This is a genomic window from Streptomyces poriferorum (assembly GCF_019399235.1).
Taxonomy (GTDB): Bacteria; Actinomycetota; Actinomycetes; order Streptomycetales; family Streptomycetaceae; genus Streptomyces; species Streptomyces poriferorum.
This window is the reverse complement of the sequence record NZ_JAELVH010000248.1, coordinates 1-18,792: the sequence shown is the minus strand read 5'-3', so window position 1 is coordinate 18,792 and position 18,792 is coordinate 1. Positions and strand designations below refer to the sequence as shown.

Annotated in this window: 12 protein-coding genes; 2 read left to right on the top strand and 10 right to left on the bottom strand. The window is 69.2% G+C overall.

What is annotated here, in order from left to right; all coding sequences use genetic code 11:
• A partial coding sequence (locus JGS39_RS31120; protein ID WP_219573086.1) for an SDR family NAD(P)-dependent oxidoreductase occupies nucleotides 1-641 on the top strand: 641 nt, incomplete at its 5' end.
• 771 nt (nucleotides 642-1,412) lie between these two features.
• Here the strand turns inward: JGS39_RS31120 and JGS39_RS31115 are convergent.
• The 10 genes from JGS39_RS31115 to JGS39_RS31070 form a co-directional block, all read right to left on the bottom strand.
• Nucleotides 1,413-1,607 (bottom strand): CsbD family protein, encoded by a 195-nt coding sequence (locus tag JGS39_RS31115; RefSeq protein WP_219573085.1) that lies wholly within the window; start codon nucleotides 1,605-1,607, stop codon nucleotides 1,413-1,415.
• A gap of 106 nt (nucleotides 1,608-1,713) precedes the next feature.
• A complete protein-coding gene (locus JGS39_RS31110; protein ID WP_219573084.1) occupies nucleotides 1,714-2,184 on the bottom strand; it encodes a Dps family protein in 471 nt (156 codons plus the stop codon).
• A gap of 319 nt (nucleotides 2,185-2,503) precedes the next feature.
• Nucleotides 2,504-2,887, bottom strand: coding sequence for a helix-turn-helix domain-containing protein (locus JGS39_RS31105; RefSeq protein WP_148021270.1), 384 nt, complete (start codon nucleotides 2,885-2,887; stop codon nucleotides 2,504-2,506).
• 109 nt (nucleotides 2,888-2,996) lie between these two features.
• Entirely contained in the window at nucleotides 2,997-3,506 is a 510-nt protein-coding gene (locus tag JGS39_RS31100; RefSeq protein ID WP_219573083.1) for a CinA family protein, read from the bottom strand.
• Nucleotides 3,503-4,351, bottom strand: coding sequence for a CDP-diacylglycerol--glycerol-3-phosphate 3-phosphatidyltransferase (pgsA, locus tag JGS39_RS31095; RefSeq protein WP_219573082.1), 849 nt, complete (start codon nucleotides 4,349-4,351; stop codon nucleotides 3,503-3,505). The genes JGS39_RS31100 and pgsA overlap by 4 nt, the downstream gene beginning before the upstream one ends.
• The gene (gene rimO / locus JGS39_RS31090; protein WP_219573081.1) at nucleotides 4,348-5,826 is read right to left on the bottom strand and encodes a 30S ribosomal protein S12 methylthiotransferase RimO; all 1,479 of its coding nucleotides are present in this window, start codon (nucleotides 5,824-5,826) and stop codon (nucleotides 4,348-4,350) included. Before rimO ends, pgsA begins: the two co-directional genes overlap by 4 nt.
• Nucleotides 5,827-5,958: 132 nt before the next feature.
• Nucleotides 5,959-6,759: a helix-turn-helix domain-containing protein gene (locus tag JGS39_RS31085; RefSeq protein ID WP_219573080.1), complete on the bottom strand. Its 801-nt coding sequence runs from the start codon at nucleotides 6,757-6,759 to the stop codon at nucleotides 5,959-5,961.
• A gap of 204 nt (nucleotides 6,760-6,963) precedes the next feature.
• Complete coding sequence (locus JGS39_RS31080; protein WP_219573079.1) at nucleotides 6,964-9,738, bottom strand: DNA translocase FtsK; 2,775 nt, start codon at nucleotides 9,736-9,738, stop codon at nucleotides 6,964-6,966.
• A 251-nt stretch (nucleotides 9,739-9,989) separates the two neighbouring features.
• Entirely contained in the window at nucleotides 9,990-10,667 is a 678-nt protein-coding gene (locus JGS39_RS31075; RefSeq protein WP_219573078.1) for a response regulator, read from the bottom strand.
• 245 nt (nucleotides 10,668-10,912) lie between these two features.
• Nucleotides 10,913-16,396, bottom strand: coding sequence for a HAMP domain-containing protein (locus tag JGS39_RS31070; RefSeq protein WP_219573077.1), 5,484 nt, complete (start codon nucleotides 16,394-16,396; stop codon nucleotides 10,913-10,915).
• 400 nt (nucleotides 16,397-16,796) lie between these two features.
• Here JGS39_RS31070 and JGS39_RS31065 point away from each other — a divergent pair.
• Nucleotides 16,797-18,792, top strand: a 1,996-nt coding sequence (locus JGS39_RS31065) for a GAF domain-containing protein (protein ID WP_236065843.1), incomplete at its 3' end; no start/stop codon positions are given.

Sequence of the window (18,792 nt, the reverse complement as noted above, 5' to 3'; positions counted from 1 at the left end):
TCACCGGCGCCGCCGGCGGTATCGGCCGCGCCTCGGCCGTCCTGCTGGCGGAGGCGGGTGCCGCCGTGCACTGCGCCGATCTCGACGAGAAGGGCCTCCTGGAGACCCTCGGCCTGATCACCTCCGCAGGTGGCGAAGCCCACACCCATCCGCTGGATGTCACCGACCGCAACCAGGTCCGGGCCGCCGTCTCGGCCGCCGGTGAACTGGACATTCTGGCCGCCGTCGCCGGAATCATGCACACGAGCAGCGTGCTGGAGACCACGGACGAGGACCTCGACCGCGTGCTCTCGGTCAACTTCAAGGGTGTTCTGTACGCCTGCCAGGAGGTGGCCCGCACGATGGTGGCGCGCAGCTCGGCCGGCTCGCTGATCACGATGGCCTCGGGTGCGGTCGACTCCGCGAGCCCGGGCCTGCTCTGCTACATCGCCCCCGGATGGATCCGCACGCCCATGACCGCCCGCCACGACTCGGAGCAGCAGCATCGGGCCGAGGCGACGATGGCCCGCATCTCCCCGCTCGGCAGGGTCGGCGAGCCCGACGAAGTCGCCCACACGGTGTTGCATCTGGCTGCGGACGCGTCGGCCTTCATGACCGGCCAGATCCTCCGCCCGAACGGCGGCGTCGCCATGCCCTGGTAGCGCGCCACGCCCTGCCGACGGACCAGGACCGGCGGCCTGCGCATCGCAACGGTTGCTTCGTCCGTCCGGACAGGGCGGAAGCCCGTCGAGACCAGGCAGAGGACCGTCCGGACAGGACGGAAGGGCGCCGGAACCGGCCACTCCCGCGCCACGAAGGGCTGAATAGTGAGCCGGGCAACGACGAGCCAGGTATGGACGAGCCGGATATCAGCGACTGCCAGTTCCGGACCATCTCACGCACGCCTTCGGCACACCGCCGCAGCAGACCGGTCCCCGCGTCGAATATCCCCATCGGCCGGCTGGTCTCGGTCACGTGTACGGGCAGGAGGCTGAGCCCCCATCCGCCCGCCGCCACCGCTCCCTCGACCGGCCCCGCGTGTGCCGGCTCAAGCACCAGCCGCAGCACNGCCGGGCTCGCGGAGCCTGTCGTTCAGGACTTGCCGGGCTCGCGGAGCCTGTGATTCGGAACATGCCGGGCTCCCCTGGGCCCGTGGTTCGGAGCTCGCAGGGCCCGCCCTGATCCGAACGGAAAACCCTAGCTCTGCCCCGCCACCCGGCGGGAGAGCACATCGGCGCAGAACCGGCGCGCTTCACAAACCCGCACGCCCCGTGGTCCCGCCGGCCACCTGCCCGCCCGGCCGTACCCGCGCCCGCCCAGCCGGCGCCCCCGCCCAGCAAGCCGGCCAACCGGCGAGCCGCAGGCCTCGCCGCGGGGGCTTCCTCCAGCGAGGAGCCCCCACCGCATCCGGTGGGGGCTCCGACATTTTCCGCTCAGTCCTTGTCGTCGCGGGACAGGGAGTCCTTGACGCCCTCGGCGCGTTCCTGAGCCTCGTTCACGGCGCCCTTGGCCTTGCCCTTCGCCTGGTCCGCCTTGCCCTCGGACTCCATGCGCTTGTTGCCGGTCATCTTGCCCATGGCTTCCTTGGCCTTGCCGGCCATCTTGTCCTTGGCGCTCTCGTCAGTCATCGCGACTCCTCACGTCCTACGGTCCGGCCTTCGCCCGATACCGGGCGGACCGGCCGAGATGGGGCCCGACCGGCGGAGAACCGGCCGAGCGGGTCGGGAAACCCGGTCAGGCACTCTCCGCCTGGAACATCCACGCGTGCTTCTCGAGGTCCGCGGTCAGCGCGATGAGAATGTCCTGGCTGACCGGGTCGGGATCGCCCGTCACCTCGATCCGCTCGCGCATCCGGCCGATCACGACGCCCAGTGCGTCCACCAGCGTCCGCACGGCGTCGACGTCCTTGACCCAGCCCTCGGGCACGGAATCGATGGCCGTGGTCCTGGCGATCGTCCCCGACCGCCCGTCCGGATTGACGCCCAAGGCGGAGGCGCGCTCCGCCACTGTGTCGGAGTGCTGCCGGGCGGTGTCGACGACCTCGTCGAGCTGGAGGTGAACCGACCTGAAGCGAGGCCCGACCACGTTCCAGTGGACCTGCTTGGCCACCAGAGAAAGGTCGACGAGGTCCACCAGGGCTCCCTGGAGAGCCTCACCCACCGACTTGAGGTCGGTCTCGGACAGCGGGCTCTTCACCACAGACATGCGCGTCTCCGATCTGATATCCGTTCCGTTCAGCATCAACCACGATGGCACAAACGAAGCAAAACAGTCATCCGGGGAAATGTTCGAAGCGTTCATTCCCCGCTCTCATTGATGCGCCTGCCCGCAAGAAGCACGCTGACACCTCGCACCGGGCAGGCACACCGGCCGGCCCGGATCGCCCGGAGGCCGCTGGGCCGTCCCGGTCACACGCCCGTCCGCGGCCGGTCACACGCACGTCGCGGCCCGCAGACGCACAGGAGCCCCGGTCCGCCCCCTGAGGGGAGGACCGGGGCTCCGGCTTCACACCGAACCAAGCGGGTCAAGCGGCGACGACATCCACCGCTTCCGCAGGCGCCTTGATGGTCACCCGCCCCGTCGGCACACCCGTCACCGACGAAACGGAGACGGAATTGAGCATGGGGCGCACCGGTACAGGTACCGGATCGCTGGCCGCTGCCGACTCGGCCAGTTCGGCCAGGGACAGCTCATCGCTCACTTCACGCATGAGCTCGGACATCCGTACATCAAGCGCGTCGCAAATGGCGGAGAGCAGTTCGGAGGATGCCTCCTTCTGCCCCCGCTCCACCTCGGAAAGATAGCCGAGCGAAACTCGGGCGGACGAGGAGACTTCGCGCAGAGTACGGCCTTGGCGCTGGCGCTGCCGACGCAGCACGTCACCAAGCAGGCGACGGAGCAGAATCATCGGTGGCTCCCTCCTCGGACCGCGTAGCCGCATCCTTCACGCCCCACCGTACCGCCTAGCGCTGCGGCCGTGCGGGGAGCGATGTCGTGTTCACTCAGGGCTGCAAACATCAATTCCCCCCGTTGTGTTCCGTATCCTGTGCGCTCGCGTACCCGCCGAGTTCGCCGGAGAGCAGTTCGAGCACGCTCCGTACGCTCTCTCTACGGATGTCCGCCCGTCCGCCGTTCAACCGCAGCGCGGTTACTTTCCCGGCGTCACAGGGCCCGCAGACTGCGACGAAGACCGTTCCGACCGGGTGGCCGTCCTGCGTATCGGGGCCGGCCACACCGGTCGTCGCCGCTCCCCAGTCTGCACCGAGCGCCCGGCGTACGCCTGCCGCCATCTGTCGCGCGACCTCGGCGTCCACTGCTCCTCGTGCCGCCAGAAGCTCCGCGTCAACGCCCAGGACTTCACTCTTGAGGGGGGTCGCATAAGCCGTCACGGACCCGCGGAAGGCCTGCGAGGCACCTGGTACGGACGTCAGCTCCGCCGCGACCAGGCCGCCGGTCAGCGACTCGGCGACAGCGAGGGTCTCCCCCCGCCCGGCGAGCAGCCGCAGCACCTGGGCCGCGGCTGTCACCGCTCGGCCTCCGCAGCGCCCCGGTTCCCGGAGACCCGCTCCGCGCCGCCGGGCCCCTCGGAGGCGCTCCCGGCGGTCCCGGCACCATGGGAGGCGCCGTGAGAGGCACCCCGGGAGGCCTTGCGAGTGGCCCGCCCCTCGTCCTTGGCGCTCTCCAGTGCCGCCTCGGCGTGCTCAGCGGCCTCCTGGGCAGCAGCGGCCTTCTCCGCCCTGAGCCCCTGGCGGCGCAGCACGACGGCCTGGCGCACGTAGTCCAGGCCGGTGACGACCGTCAGCACGACGGCCACCGCCATCACCCAGAAGCGCAGCGTGGCCAGCGGACCGGTCAGCGCCAGGACGTACATCCCGACGGCGGTCCCCTGGGCCAGCGTCTTCATCTTCCCGCCGCGGCTGGCGGGAATCACACCGTGCCGGATCACCCAGAACCGCATCAGCGTGATGCCGAGTTCCCGGAAGAGGATCACGCCCGTGACCCACCAGGGCAGGTCCCCGAGATAGGACAGGCAGATCAGGGCGGCGCCCATGATCGCCTTGTCCGCGATCGGGTCGGCGATCTTCCCGAAGTCCGTGACCAGGTTGTACTTACGCGCCAGATGCCCGTCGAACACATCGGTGATCATCGCGATGGCGAAAGCGGCCCAGGCGATGGAACGCCAGGCCGGGTCGTATCCGCCGTCGTGGAGCAGCAGCACGACGAACCCGGGGACCAGGACCAGCCGAGCCATGGTGAGGAGATTGGCGATGTTCCACAGGCTGGCCTGATTGACGGCCGCAGCACCCAGTTTTCCGCCGCGGGCCGGCGTCGCGCCGGAACCACCTGCCGCGGATGCCGGGACTCCGGTCATCTGGCTACCTCCGCAAGTTCACAGCTCTCCGCCACCAGGTCCACGCCTTCGGTGCCCACTACCTTCGCCTCGACCATACGGCCCGGGACAAGTCCTTCGCGTGCGGTGAAGAGCACCTGCCCGTCCGTTTCGGGCGCCTGGTGGGCGGCTCTGCCCACGGCACGCGGCTCGTCCTCCGTGGGCTCGACCGACTCGACCAGCACCTGGAGCGACTCTCCGAGGCGCTCCTCGGCCCGCTGCGAGGTCAGCTCCTCGGCCAGCTGCGAGATGTGCGCCAGACGCTCGGCGATCGTGTCGGCGTCCAGCTTGTTCTCGTAGCCGACCGCCTCCGTGCCGTCCTCGTCGGAGTAGCCGAAGACGCCGATGGCGTCGAGGCGGGCGCCGGTGAGGAACCGTTCCAGCTCCAACAGGTCCGCCTCGGTCTCGCCCGGGAAGCCCACGATGAAGTTGGAGCGGGCACCGGCCTGCGGCGCCTTGCTCCGGATGGTGTGCAGGAGCTCCAGGAAGCTGTCGGTGTCACCGAAGCGCCGCATGGCGCGCAGCACGCCGGGGGCCGAGTGCTGGAAGGACAGGTCGAAGTAGGGCGCGACCTTCGGCGTGGACGTCAGTACGTCGATCAGACCGGGCCGCATCTCGGCGGGCTGCAGATAGCTGACCCGGATGCGCTCGATCCCCTCGACGTCCGCGAGCTCCGGAAGCAGTGTCTCCAGGAGGCGGATGTCGCCCAGGTCCTTGCCGTACGAGGTGTTGTTCTCGGAGACCAGCATGACCTCCTTCACGCCCTGCTCCGCCAGCCAGCGCGTCTCGCCCAGGACGTCCGAGGGCCGCCGCGAGATGAAGGAACCACGGAAGGACGGGATGGCGCAGAAGGAGCAGCGGCGGTCGCAGCCCGAGGCCAGCTTCACGGAGGCGACGGGGCTGGTGCCCAGCCGTCGGCGCAGGGGCGCCCGGGGACCGGAGACCGGCGCGACTCCGTCCGGAAGGTCGGCGGGGGCCGGCGTGGCCTCCTGGGCGTGGCCGGGCAGAGCCACGGCTGCGTCCTGGCGCGCGGCCGGACTGATGGGCAGCAGCTTGCGGCGGTCGCGCGGGGTGTGGGAGGCGTGGATGCCGCCGTTGAGGATGGTCTGGAGGCGGTCGGAGATGTCTGCGTAGTCATCGAATCCGAGGACTCCGTCCGCTTCCGGCAGGGCCTCGGCGAGGTCCTTGCCGTAGCGCTCGGCCATGCAGCCGACGGCGACGACGGCCTGGGTCCGGCCGTGGTCCTTCAGATCATTGGCTTCGAGCAGGGCATCGACGGAGTCCTTCTTGGCGGCCTCGACGAATCCACAGGTGTTGACCACGGCGACATCGGCATCGGAGGCATCCTCGACGAGCTCCCAGCCGTCCGCTGCCAAGCGGCCTGCGAGCTCCTCCGAGTCCACCTCGTTACGGGCGCAGCCAAGAGTGACAAGGGCGACGGTACGGCGTTCGGGCATGGGCTCAAGACTACTTTGTCCCGGCACTGGCCCCGCCGTGCAGGGTTCGACCGTTACGGGGAGTGACAAAAGCGGCGAGCGCCCGGCGCGATGGCCGGGCGCTCGCCGCCCTGTGAACTGCCGGATCCGGGGTCAGCCGACCTCGGGGTCGCCCTTGGTGTAGGAGAGCCGTTCGACCTGTCCGGGCTGGAACTGGTCCTCGACCTTCTTGCCGTTGACGAAGAGCTCGATCGAACCTGCGTCACCGAGGACGAGGTCGACCCGCTCCTTGTCCTGGAAGGTCTTCGTCTCGCCCTGCTGGAGGGTTCCGTCGAAGAGGGACCGGCCGTTGTGGTCCTTGGCCGAGATCCAGCTCTTGCCCTGGCTCGCGCTGAGCTTGACCGTCACCTTGTCCTGGGGCGCTGCCGCGATGGCACTGTCCGAGGGGGCCGGCTTGGGGTCGACGGGCTTGCTGGACGCCGGTTTGGGGGTGATCTTGTCGGATGTCGGGCCTTCGGCGACCTGGCCGGCGGTCGAGGGCTCGTCACCGCCCTTGAAGAAGGTGAAGCCGACGAATCCGACGACGGCCACGATGGCCGCGACCATGGCCGCGGTCCAGTTGGGCCGCCGGGGTTCGGAACGGATCCGCTCGGCCTCGAACAGCGGGGCCGCCGGCGTGGGCGCGGGACGGCCGCCGTGCTCGGCGTCGTACTGCGAAACCAGCGGTTCCGGTTCGGTGCCTACGGCACGTGCGAGCGTTCGGATATGGCCGCGGGCGTACACGTCGCCGCCGCAGCGGGAGAAGTCGTCCTCCTCGATCGCGTGCACGATGGGGATGCGCACCCGGGTGGACGTGCTGACTTCTTCGACCGTGAGACCTGCGGCGATGCGAGCCTGCTGAAGCACTCGACCGATCGAAGGCCGGTCGTCTTCGGGGGAGTTGCCGATGGACACGGGGGCGCCTTTCGAGCGTGAGCCACCTGCTGGGTGTTCAGTCTAGGGGGGGTACGAAAGGGTGGGGCAACCGGGAGGGAGGACTTTGTACGCCATCAGATTCGAACAGAGTCGGATTCGCCGGACCGCCCCGGGAAGAAACATCCTGCTGTCCCTCCCTTCAACTTGACGTACGGCCCGACGAAACGGTTGCCCTCAAAACCCTCACGAACCGGTTTCCCCACGGATCAGCGCCAGCACTCCGTCGAGTTCGTCCGGTTTCACCATGACATCGCGCGCCTTGGAGCCCTCACTCGGGCCGACGATGTTCCGCGACTCCATCAGGTCCATCAGCCGTCCGGCCTTCGCGAACCCCACCCGCAGCTTGCGCTGAAGCATCGAGGTGGACCCGAACTGGGTGGAGACGACCAGCTCAGCGGCCTGGCACAGCAGATCCAGATCGTCGCCGATGTCCTCGTCGATCTCCTTCTTCTGCTTCGTCCCGACCACCACGTCGTCCCGGAAGACGGGGGCCATCTGGTCCTTGCAGTGCTGGACGACCGCCGCGACCTCGTCCTCGGTGACGAAGGCGCCCTGCATACGGGTCGGCTTGTTCGCCCCCATCGGCAGGAACAGTCCGTCACCCTTTCCGATGAGCTTTTCGGCGCCGGGCTGGTCGAGGATGACGCGGCTGTCGGCCAGTGACGAGGTGGCGAAGGCGAGCCGGGAGGGCACGTTCGCCTTGATCAGACCGGTGACGACGTCCACCGAGGGACGCTGGGTGGCGAGCACCAGATGGATTCCGGCCGCGCGGGCCAACTGGGTGATGCGGACGATCGAGTCCTCGACGTCCCGGGGGGCCACCATCATGAGGTCGGCCAGCTCGTCGACGATCACCAGCAGGTACGGATACGGCGACAGCTCCCGCTCGCTGCCCTCCGGCGTCTTGAGCTTGCCGGTGCGCACCGCGTGGTTGAAGTCGTCGATGTGCCGGTAGCCGAACGCGGCGAGGTCGTCATAGCGCAGGTCCATCTCGCGCACGACCCACTGCAGCGCCTCGGCCGCCTTCTTGGGATTGGTGATGATCGGCGTGATCAGGTGCGGGATGCCCTCGTAGGCGGTCAGCTCGACGCGCTTGGGGTCGACCAGCACCATGCGGACGTCCTCCGGCGTCGCCCGCACCATCACCGAGGTGATCAGGCAGTTGATGCAGGAGGACTTTCCGGAACCCGTGGCACCGGCCACCAGGACGTGCGGCATCTTCGCGAGGTTGGCCATCTCGTAGCCGCCCTCAACGTTCTTGCCGAGTGCCACCAGCATCGGGTGGTCGTCCTCCGCCGCGTCCGCGAGCCGCAGCACGTCACCGAGGTTGACCATCTCCCGGTCGGAGTTGGGGATCTCGATGCCGACGGCCGACTTCCCCGGGATCGGGGAGATGATCCGGACGTCCGGACTGGCGACGGCGTACGCGATGTTCTTGGCGAGCGCGGTGATGCGCTCGACCTTCACGGCGGGCCCGAGCTCCACCTCGTACCGCGTGACCGTGGGACCGCGGGTGAACCCGGTGACGGCGGCGTCCACCTTGAACTCGGTGAAGACGTTGGTCAGTGACGCGACGATCGCGTCGTTGGCGGCGCTGCGGGTCTTGCCCGGGCCGCCGCGCTCCAGCAGGTCGAGGGAGGGCAGCGAGTAGGTGATGTCGCCGGAGAGCTGGAGCTGCTCCGCGCGGGGCGGCAGCGGCTGCGACTCCGAGCGGTCGGGTACCGGCTTCGTCAGGTCGGGTACGCCACCGGCGGGCGAGGAGGCCCGCTCCCCCGGCCTCCGGCCCGGCTCCGCCTCCCTGGCGCCGGGCACCGGCGTGCCCGCGCGCTCGCGGTCCACCGAGACGCCCTGGGTGAGGTCGGCGACGACCGGCGACGGCGGCATGCCGTTGAGTACCGCCCCGTCGAGCGCGGCAGCCGCGGCGGCGGCGACGTCCACGGCGTCCATGCTGCGGTTCATCGCCGGCTGCGCGGAGGGCCTGCGCGGCCTGCGGCGCTTGGAGAGCGCGTCGGTCTCCGCCCGGTCGGGGTCGTACTCCTCGGGCGCCTCGGAGCGGCGGGCCGAGGAGCGCCGCGAACGGGCCGGCAGCGACTCGCGCCACTGCTCGTCGTACCGCTCGTCGTCGTCCTCGTCCAGCGCATCGGGGTCGTACACCGGGTCGATGATTCCCAGCCTGGAGCCGAGCAGCCGCAGCCGCTGCGGAATGGCGTTCACCGGGGTGGCCGTCACGACCAGCAGTCCGAAGACGGTCAGGAGCAGGAGCAGCGGTACGGCGAGCACTTCGCCCATGGTGAAGATCAGCGGTTTGGACGCGGCCCAGCCGATGAGGCCCCCCGCGTCCTGCATGGCCTCGGTGCCGTCCTCGCGTCCCGGCGATCCGCACGCGATGTGGACCTGGCCGAGCACCCCGATGACGAGCGCGGAGAGCCCGATGACGATCCGGCCGTTGGCCTCGGGCTTCTCCGGATACAGGATCAGCCGTACGGCGACGGAGCCCAGCAGTATCGGTACGAGGAGGTCGAGCCGGCCGAAGGCTCCGGTGACGAGCATCTCGACGAGGTCACCGACCGGGCCACGCAGGTTCGACCACGTGCCCGCGGCCACGATCAGCGCGAGGCCGAGCAGCAGCAGCGCGACGCCGTCCTTGCGGTGAGCGGGGTCGAGGCCCTTGGCGCCGCGCCCTATGCCGCGGAACAACGCGCCGACGGCATGGGCCGCTCCGAGCCACACGGCACGCACCAGGCGGTACACACCACCGGTGGGCGACGGCGCCGGTTTGGGCGCGGCGGCCTTCTTGGCCACCGCCTTCTTCGCGGGCGCCTTCTTGGCTGGTGCGGTCTTCTTCACCGCGGTCTTCTTGGCGGGCGCGGCTTTCTTCGCCGGGCCCGGGGCACGGCCGGCGCGCTTCGCGGTGCCCGCGGTGCCCTGGGAACCCTTGCCGGACGTACGTGAGGCCATGGGGCCGAGGTTACCGGTGTCTGCGGCAGTGAACACGTGCGCGTGCCGGTTCACCCGACCGTGTCGCCTTACAGCGGCCGCAAACTGACGCGCACTCACTGGCCCGGGCGAGGCGACACCGGCGCCGGGCCAGGTGGTCCCGAGCCGACGCAACACCGCCGAACGGCCTCGTTCAGCGGCCAGTTGACGCCTCGCCACCCGAAGGAACCCGACGGAACCCGACGGAGAGGAGCGGTGGCGAACGGCAGACGTTACGAGGGGAGGCCGGCCGGTCCGCCGGCTGTCCCGGGCTCCAGCGCGTCCAACGCCCGGCGCAGCCCGGTCAGCTTCCGTTCGAGATGAGCGGCGGTGGCCACGGCTCCGGCGTCCGCCGACTCGTCGTCGAGTTGCTTGGAGAGGGCCTCGGCCTGCTCCTCGACCGCCGCAAGCCGCGCGGAGAGTTCGGCCAGCAGTCCGGCCGGCTCCTTCTCGCGGTTCACGCCCGCCTGCCCGCCGCCCTCCAGCTGGAGCCGCAGCAGCGCCGCCTGCTCACGCAGCTGGCAGTTCTTCATGTACAGCTCGACAAAGACCGAGACCTTGGCGCGCAGCACCCAGGGGTCGAACGGCTTCGAGATGTAGTCCACCGCGCCGGCCGCATAGCCCCGGAAGGTGTGATGCGGACCGTGGTTGATCGCGGTGAGAAAGATGATCGGGATGTCACGGGTCCGCTCCCGGCGCTTGATGTGCGCCGCGGTTTCGAAACCGTCCATGCCCGGCATCTGGACGTCCAGCAGAATCACCGCGAAGTCGTCCGTGAGCAGCGCTTTGAGCGCTTCCTCCCCTGACGATGCCCGCACCAGTGTCTGATCGAGCGCAGAGAGGATGGCCTCCAGCGCCAGCAGATTCTCCGGCCGGTCATCGACCAGGAGGATCTTGGCCTTCTGCACCATGGCCCGCCCTCCTCGCCCCGGAATCGCACCGGGCGCCGCCCCAGGGGACGGCTCCCTTACGCCGTCCGTCCTTGTGCCGGTCATGGTAGCCGCACCCCGGCCGCCACCACACCCTGTCACCGCGATGTCACTGTGCACACAGGGAAAACGCGGCGGGAGACCAGAAGGTTCCCCGGAATCCGCGCTCCCACACCACTTCCGACAGGGCGAGTCAACAAATCACGATCGATTCGCTCAACTCACGATCACTCTCCGCGCATCCACCGCTCCATAACCGAGAGAAGATGATCGGAATCGACCGGCTTGGTGACGTAGTCGGATGCGCCGGACTCGATGGCCTTCTCGCGGTCGCCCTTCATCGCCTTGGCGGTCAGCGCGATGATCGGCAGTCCGGCGAACTGCGGCATCCTGCGGATCGCCGAGGTCGTCGCGTATCCGTCCATCTCCGGCATCATGATGTCCATCAGCACGACCGTCACATCGTCGTGCTGCTCCAGGACTTCGATCCCCTCACGCCCGTTCTCCGCATACAGCACCGAAAGACCGTGCTGTTCCAGCACGCTGGTGAGCGCGAAGACGTTGCGGATGTCGTCGTCGACGATCAGCACCTTCTCGCCGCCGAACCGGAACGTCCTGCGGACCTCGGGCTCCTCCTGGCCCCCGAGCGTCCACGGCTCCTGCGGAGCCGGCCGCTCGATGGAGGAGGCGGCCCGGGGCGGCAGCGCGGGCTGCTGCCGCGGGCCGCCCAGCGCCTTGCGCCGACGCCTGGACAGCCCTGCCGCGCCGCCCTGGTCGTGCGCGCTGCCCGGCATCCCGGAGGCCTCCCCGAAGGTCTGGAAGCCCGGTCCGTGGCCCTGGCCCGGCCCCTGTCCCGCCTCGGGCAGCCGGCCGCTCCCGACCGCCGCACCGTGCACCTCGATGGGCCCGGGGCCGATCTGCGGGTAGCCCTGCGGCGGGAGTTCGCTCGGGTGCAGCGGCAGGTACAGCGTGAACGTCGAGCCGCGGCCGGGCTCGCTCGCCGCATGGATCTCGCCGCCCAGGAGCCGCGCGATCTCCCGGCTGATGGAGAGACCGAGGCCGGTACCGCCGTACTTGCGACTGGTCGTCCCGTCCGCCTGCTTGAATGCCTCGAAGATCACCAGCATCTTGCTGGACGCGATGCCGATACCGGTGTCGGTCACCGAGAAGGCGATCAGATCGGCGTCGGCGTCCCGCAGCGAACCGGCTTCCAGCAACTGCTCGCGGATGGCGTTCGGCACCTCGGCGCCCGCGTGCCGGATCACCAGCTCGACGGCGCCGCTGTCGGTGAACTTCACCGCGTTGGAGAGGAGATTGCGCAGCACCTGGAGCAGCCGCTGTTCGTCGGTGTGCAGCGTGGCCGGGAGTTCCGGCGACACCCGTACGGAGAAATCCAGCCCCTTTTCCGCGGTGAGCGGCCGGAACGTCGCCTCCACGTAATCGACCAGCTGAACCAGCGCGATCCGGGTCGGGCTGACGTCCATCTTGCCCGCCTCGACCTTCGACAGATCGAGGATGTCGTTGATCAGCTGGAGCAGGTCGGAACCCGCCCCGTGGATCGTCTCGGCGAATTCCACCTGCTTCGGCGACAGATTGCCCTCGGCGTTGTCCGCCAGGAGTTTGGCCAGAATGAGCAGCGAGTTGAGCGGTGTCCGCAGCTCGTGGGACATGTTCGCCAGGAACTCCGACTTGTACCGCATGGAGACCGCGAGCTGTTCGGCTCGCTCCTCCAGGACCTGGCGCGCCTCCTCGATCTCGGTGTTCTTGACCTCGATGTCGCGGTTCTGCTGGGCCAGCAGCTCGGCCTTCTCCTCCAGTTCGGCATTGGACGCCTGGAGGGCCTTCTGCCGGTTCTCCAACTCCTGCGACCGGTCGCGCAATTGCTCGGTGAGCTCCTGCGACTGCTCCAGGAGCTTCTCGGTCGTGGTGTTGACGCTGATCGTGTTGACGCTGGTCGCGATCATCTCGGCGAGCTGGTTGAGGAAGTCCCGCTGGATGTGTGTGAACGGCTGGAACGAGGCCAGTTCGATCACCCCGAGGACCTTGCCCTCGAAGAGCACCGGCAGCACGATCACGTGCGCGGGCGGCGCCTCGCCGAGACCGGACGAGATCTTCAGATACCCCGGCGGCACGTTGTCCACCTGGATCGTCCGCTTCTCCTCGGCCGCCGTGCCGATGAGGGTCTCCCCGGGCCGGAAGGACGTCGGCATGGACCCCGCGGAGTAGCCGTAGCTGCCGCGCATGCGGAGCTCGTACGCGCCCTCCCGGTCGCCCTCCGCACCCAGCGCGTCGGTGTCTCCGGTCGCCATCGCGAGGAAGAACGCGCCGTGCTGAGCGGACACGACCGGGGTCAGCTCGCTCATGATCAGCGAGGCCACGTCGTCCAGATCACGCCGCCCCTGCATCAGACCGGAGATCCGGGCGAGGTTGCCCTTGAGCCAGTCCTGCTCCTTGTTGGTGGCGGTGGTGTCGCGCAGGTTGGCGATCATCGTGTTGATGTTGTCCTGGAGGGACTGGATCTCTCCGGCGGCGTCCACATCGATCTTGAGATTGAGGTCGCCCCGGGTCACCGCGGTCGCGACGGCCGCGATGGCGCGCACCTGACGGGTCAGGTTCCCGGCCATCTCGTTCACCGACTCGGTGAGGTCGCGCCAGGTACCGTCCACATCCCGCACCCGCGCCTGACCGCCCAGCTGGCCCTCGGTGCCCACCTCGCGGGCCACCCGGGTCACCTGCTCGGCGAACGAGGACAGCCGGTCGACCATCGTGTTGATGGTGTTCTTCAGCTCCTGGATCTCACCACGCGCGTCGATGTCGATCTTCTTCGTGAGATCGCCCTCGGCGATGGCCGTGGTGACGGTGGCGATCTGGCGCACCTGCCCGGTCAGATTGGACGCCATCGAGTTCACGGACTCGGTGAGGTCCTTCCACGTACCGGCAACGCCCGGAACGCGCGCCTGGCCGCCCAGTTCGCCCTCCGTGCCCACCTCGCGGGCGACACGGGTCACCTCGTCGGCGAACGACGACAGGGTCGTCACCATCGTGTTGACGGTGTCGGCCAGCTCGGCGACCTCGCCGCGCGCCTCCACCGTGACCTTCTTCGTCAGGTCCCCGTTGGCGACCGCGGAAGAGACCCGGGAGATGTTCCGCACCTGACTGGTCAGGTTGTTGGCCATCAGGTTGACGTTCTCGCTGAGGTCCTTCCAGATGCCCGTCGCACCGCGCACCCGGGCCTGGCCGCCGAGGATGCCCTCGGTGCCCACCTCACGGGCCACCCGGGTCACCTCGTCACCGAAGTTCATCAGCTGGTCGACCATCGTGTTGACCGTCGTCACCAGTTCGAGGATCTCGCCCTTGGCGTCGACGGTGATCTTCTTGGAGAGATCACCGTTGGCGACCGCGGTGGTGACCTCGGCGATGTTGCGGACCTGGAGGGTCAGGTTGTTCGCCATGCCGTTGACGGACTGGGTGAGGTCCTTCCACGTACCGGACACCCCCTGCACCTCGGCCTGACCGCCGAGAATGCCCTCCGTACCCACCTCACGGGCGACCCGGGTCACCTGCTCCGCGAAGTTCGAGAGCTGGTCGACCATCGTGTTGAGGGTGTTCTTCAGCTCCAGGATCTCGCCGCGCGCGTCCACGTCGATCTTCTGCGACAGGTCACCCCGCGCCACCGCCGTGGCGACCTGTGCGATGTTACGGACCTGAGCGGTGAGGTTCCCCGCCATGCCGTTCACCGAGTCGGTCAGATCGCGCCACACACCGGCCACGCCCGGCACCTGGGCCTGACCGCCCAGGCGCCCGTCCGTGCCCACCTCGCGGGCCACCCGGGTCACCTGCTCGGCGAAGGCGGACAACTGGTCGACCATCGTGTTGATGGTGTTCTTCAGCTCCAGGATCTCGCCGCGCGCGTCCACGTCGATCTTCTGCGACAGGTCACCCCGCGCCACCGCCGTGGTCACCTGGGCGATCTGGCGCACCTGGGAGGTCAGGTTCCCCGCCATGAAGTTGACGGAGTCGGTGAGCTCCTTCCACGTACCGGAGACGCCGTCGACCCTTGCCTGACCGCCGAGTCGGCCCTCCGTGCCCACGTCCCGCGCCATACGCGTCACCTGGTCGGCGAAGGAGGACAGCTGCGCCACCATCGTGTTGACGGTGTTCTTCAGCTCCAGCATCTCGCCGGCCACATCGACGGTGACCTTCTGCGACAGATCGCCGTTGGCGACCGCGGTCGTCACCTGGGCGATGTCACGCACCTGACCCGTCAGGTTCCGGAACGCGGTGTTCACGGAGTCCGTGAGGTCCTTCCACGTACCCGCAGCGCCCGGCACCTCGGCCTGGCCGCCCAGCCGGCCCTCGACGCCGACCTCCCGGGCCACCCGGGTCACTTCCGAACCGAAGGACTGGAGCTGGTCGACCATCGTGTTGACGGTGTTCTTCAGCTCCAGCATCTCGCCCGCCACATCGACGGTGACCTTCTGTGTCATGTCACCGCTGGCCACCGCCGTGGTCACCTGGGCGATGTCACGCACCTGGGTCGTCAGATTGCGGAAGACGGTGTTCACCGAGTCGGTGAGGTCCTTCCAGGTGCCCGCGGCACCCGGCACCTGTGCCTGACCGCCGAGCAGTCCCTCGCCACCGACCTCGCTGGCCACACGCGTGACCTCGTCCGCGAAGGTCCGCAGCGTCTCCGTCATCTGGTTGATCGTCTCGGCGAGCTGCGCGACCTCGCCGCGCGCGCTCACCCGGACCTTCTGCGAGAGGTCACCGTTGGCTACCGCCGTCGTCACCTCCGCGATGCCGCGCACCTGGGAGGTGAGGTTCCCGGCCATCGTGTTGACGGAGTCCGTGAGGTCCTTCCACACCCCGGCCACACCCGGCACCGTCGCCTGCCCGCCCAGCTCGCCCTCGGTACCCACCTCACGGGCGACGCGGGTCACCTCGGACGAGAACGAGGACAGCTGGTCGACCATCGTGTTCACGGTGTTCTTCAGCTGAGCCATCTCACCGGCCACGTGAACGGTGACCTTCCGAGACAGATCGCCCTTGGCCACCGCCGTCGTCACCAGGGCGATGTCGCGCACCTGCGCGGTCAGCCGGTACGCCATGGTGTTCACGGAGTCCGTGAGGTCCTTCCAGGACCCGGACATCCCGCGCACCTGGGCCTGGCCGCCCAGCTTGCCCTCGGTGCCCACCTCGACCGCGACCCGCGTCACCTGCTCGGTGAACGCCGACAGCTGGTCGACGAGGTTGTTGACCGTACGCGCGACCTTCAGGAACTCGCCGCGCAGCGGCCGTACCGTCTCGTCCGCCGTATGCGAACGCAGCTCCATCCGCTGCTCGAGGTCACCGTCGGCCACCGCCGACAGCACGCGCCCGACCTCCGAGACAGGGCGCGCGAGATCATCGACGAGCTCGTTGGAGGCGTCGATCGCGGCGGCCCATGAGCCCTCGCAGGCCCCCGTCTCCAGCCGCTCGGTGAGCTTGCCCTCCCGGCCGACCACGCGCCGCACGCGCGCGAGCTCACCCGTGAGATGCACGTTGCGGTCGGCGACCTCGTTGAAGACCGCCGCGAGCTCCGCCATGACACCGTCGCCGGACACGGTCACCCGCCGGCGGAAGTTCCCGTCACGCATGGCCACCAGACCGGACAGCAGTCTGTTGAGTGCCGCGGCGTCGACCTCGACGGTTCCATTACGCTGCTTCTTCACGGACTGTCCGCCTTTACTGCGCGTACCTGTTCCCCGCGCCGCCACGTCAGACTCCACCGTGTCCCTCCCGCAGGGGTTGACCGAATCGCTCGGGCCTTGTCCGAGAGCTTGCCCAGATCCTCTGGGACTCACCGCCACAGCCCACCGTCGACGGGTGACTATGCGGACGTCAAATCGTTGAAACGTACCAGGCCGGAACCGGTCGGGGTGGAACCTCCCATGGTTGTCCCACATCCCTCATGGGGAAGCCCACACTTGTCCGCTCACGCGCCTGTTCCTGCCCGTCCTTGCCCGAACCCGGCCCTCGTGTACCCGGCACGTGCACGAAGCGTCTAGCCTGGCAGGCGAATCGAAGCGGCGAGAAACGGGCACAGGACTCGGGGAAGCGACGAGACACCATATGGGGAGTGCTGTGATCACGGCGCGCGCGGCTGCCACCTTCGACCCGGTCGGGCGTTCCGTCGCGACGGCCCGCGCCTTTGTCCGGGACACCCTCCAGGGGTGGGGGTACACCGATGTCGTCGACGACGCCGTCGTCCTCACCAGCGAGCTCGTCACGAACGCCGTGGTCCACGCGGGCACCACGGCGGACGTGCTGTGCCTGCGCACGGAGGAAGGCGTCCGGGTCGAGGTCTCCGACCACTATCCGGAACGCGAGATCCCGCTCCAGACCACCGGACTGGACTTCGGCAGCCCCGACCGGGAGGGCGGCCGCGGCCTCCTTCTGTGCGCGGCGCTCGCTTCCCGCTGGGGAGTCGAGTACTCGCCCACGCACAAGCACGTCTGGTTCCAGCTCGATCTCCCCGACCGTCCGGTGGGTATCCGCTCCGCGGGTCCGCTGCTCCCCGTCGGTCTGCTCCCCGTCACCGACGAACGGGTCAGGGTAGCCGTCGTCCAGATCGACAGCGCGGGCTCCATCGCGGCGTGGAACGACGACGCCTCGTACCTGTTCGGGCACACGGCGGAACAGGTCACCGGCAAACAGTTCACCGACTTCACCGCTTGGCCGCAGACCCCGGGCACCAACACCGGCATCGCCGACGCGCTGCGCCTCTCGCGCTGGGAGGGCAGCTACGGCATCCGGGCCGCCGACGGCCGCACGATCCAGGTCTACGGCTCCCATCTGCGCGTGCGGGACACCGGGGGCGAACCCTCGACGGTGTGCCTGCTGGTGCGCGACTACGAGCGGGCCGTGCTCCAGTCGCCGGTACGCACTCCGGTCTCCGACGCGAACACGGAGAGCCGCACGACGGACCCCTTCGAGGTCTTCATCGGCTCCCCCGCCCCCGACGACCTCGACGGACTGCTCCAGCGCACCGTCGAGCGGGCCCGCGACATGCTCGACGCCGACGCGGCCTTCCTACTGCTGGCGACGGACGACGAGACCGAACTGGAGGTACGGGCCACGACCGGCCTGCCTTCCGCCCGGCAGCGCTTCGCCCGCGTTCCCGTCGAGGCGGGCACGGGACGGTACGGTTCCGCCCGCATGCCCGCCGTCCACGAGGATCTCGACGCGGTACCCGGCGCCGTCCCGCTGCTCGGCGACACGGGCATGCGCTCGGTGGTCACGGTCCCCCTGAAGGTCGAGGGCCGGCTCACCGGCTCCCTGGGCGTCGCGGCCGAAGCCGCCGGCCGGTACTCGAACGAGGAGGCCCTGCGCCTCCAGTTCGCCGCCGACCGCATCGCCCTGGCCGTCGAGTCCGCCCGCCTGGGAGAGCTGGAACGGCTGCGCCGCGGCTCGCTCTCCTTCCTCGTCGAGGCGTCCGACCTGCTGGCCGGCACGCTCGACCGGGACCAGACACTGGCTCTGATGGCACAGATGACCGTCCCCACCCTGGCCACCTGGTGCGCCGTCTACACGATCGCCGACCAGTCCTCGGACCCGTTCCTCTCGTACGTCCTGCACGAGGACGAGGAACTCATCGACGGCCTCAAGGCCCTGCTCTCCAAGATCTCCCCGCCTGACCCGGTGCCGACACCGGGCGCCCGTATCTGGTCCGCACCGTCCGAGGCAGCACATGAGGCAGCCCTGCGCACCTCGATGCGCAGCATCGGCCTCGGTGACCCGGGCGCGCTCGGCGCAGGCATCCGGACGACACTCGCCACCGCTGCGGCGGTGGGCGGCGAGACCGTGGTTCTCCCCCTTGTCGCCCGCAACCGAGTCATCGGCATGCTGACACTGGGCAAGCCGTCCGACGACCACTTCCGCCAGGAGATCCTGGAACTGGCCGAGGACCTCTCGCGCAGGGCGGCCCTCGCCCTGGACAACGCCCGCCTCTACTCGGAGCGCATGGCGATCAGCCAGTCCCTGCAGCGAAGCCTGCTGCCGCCGGGCCTGCCCGACGTCCCCAATGTCGAGATCGAGGTCATCTACCGGGCAGCCGGTGAGGGCAACG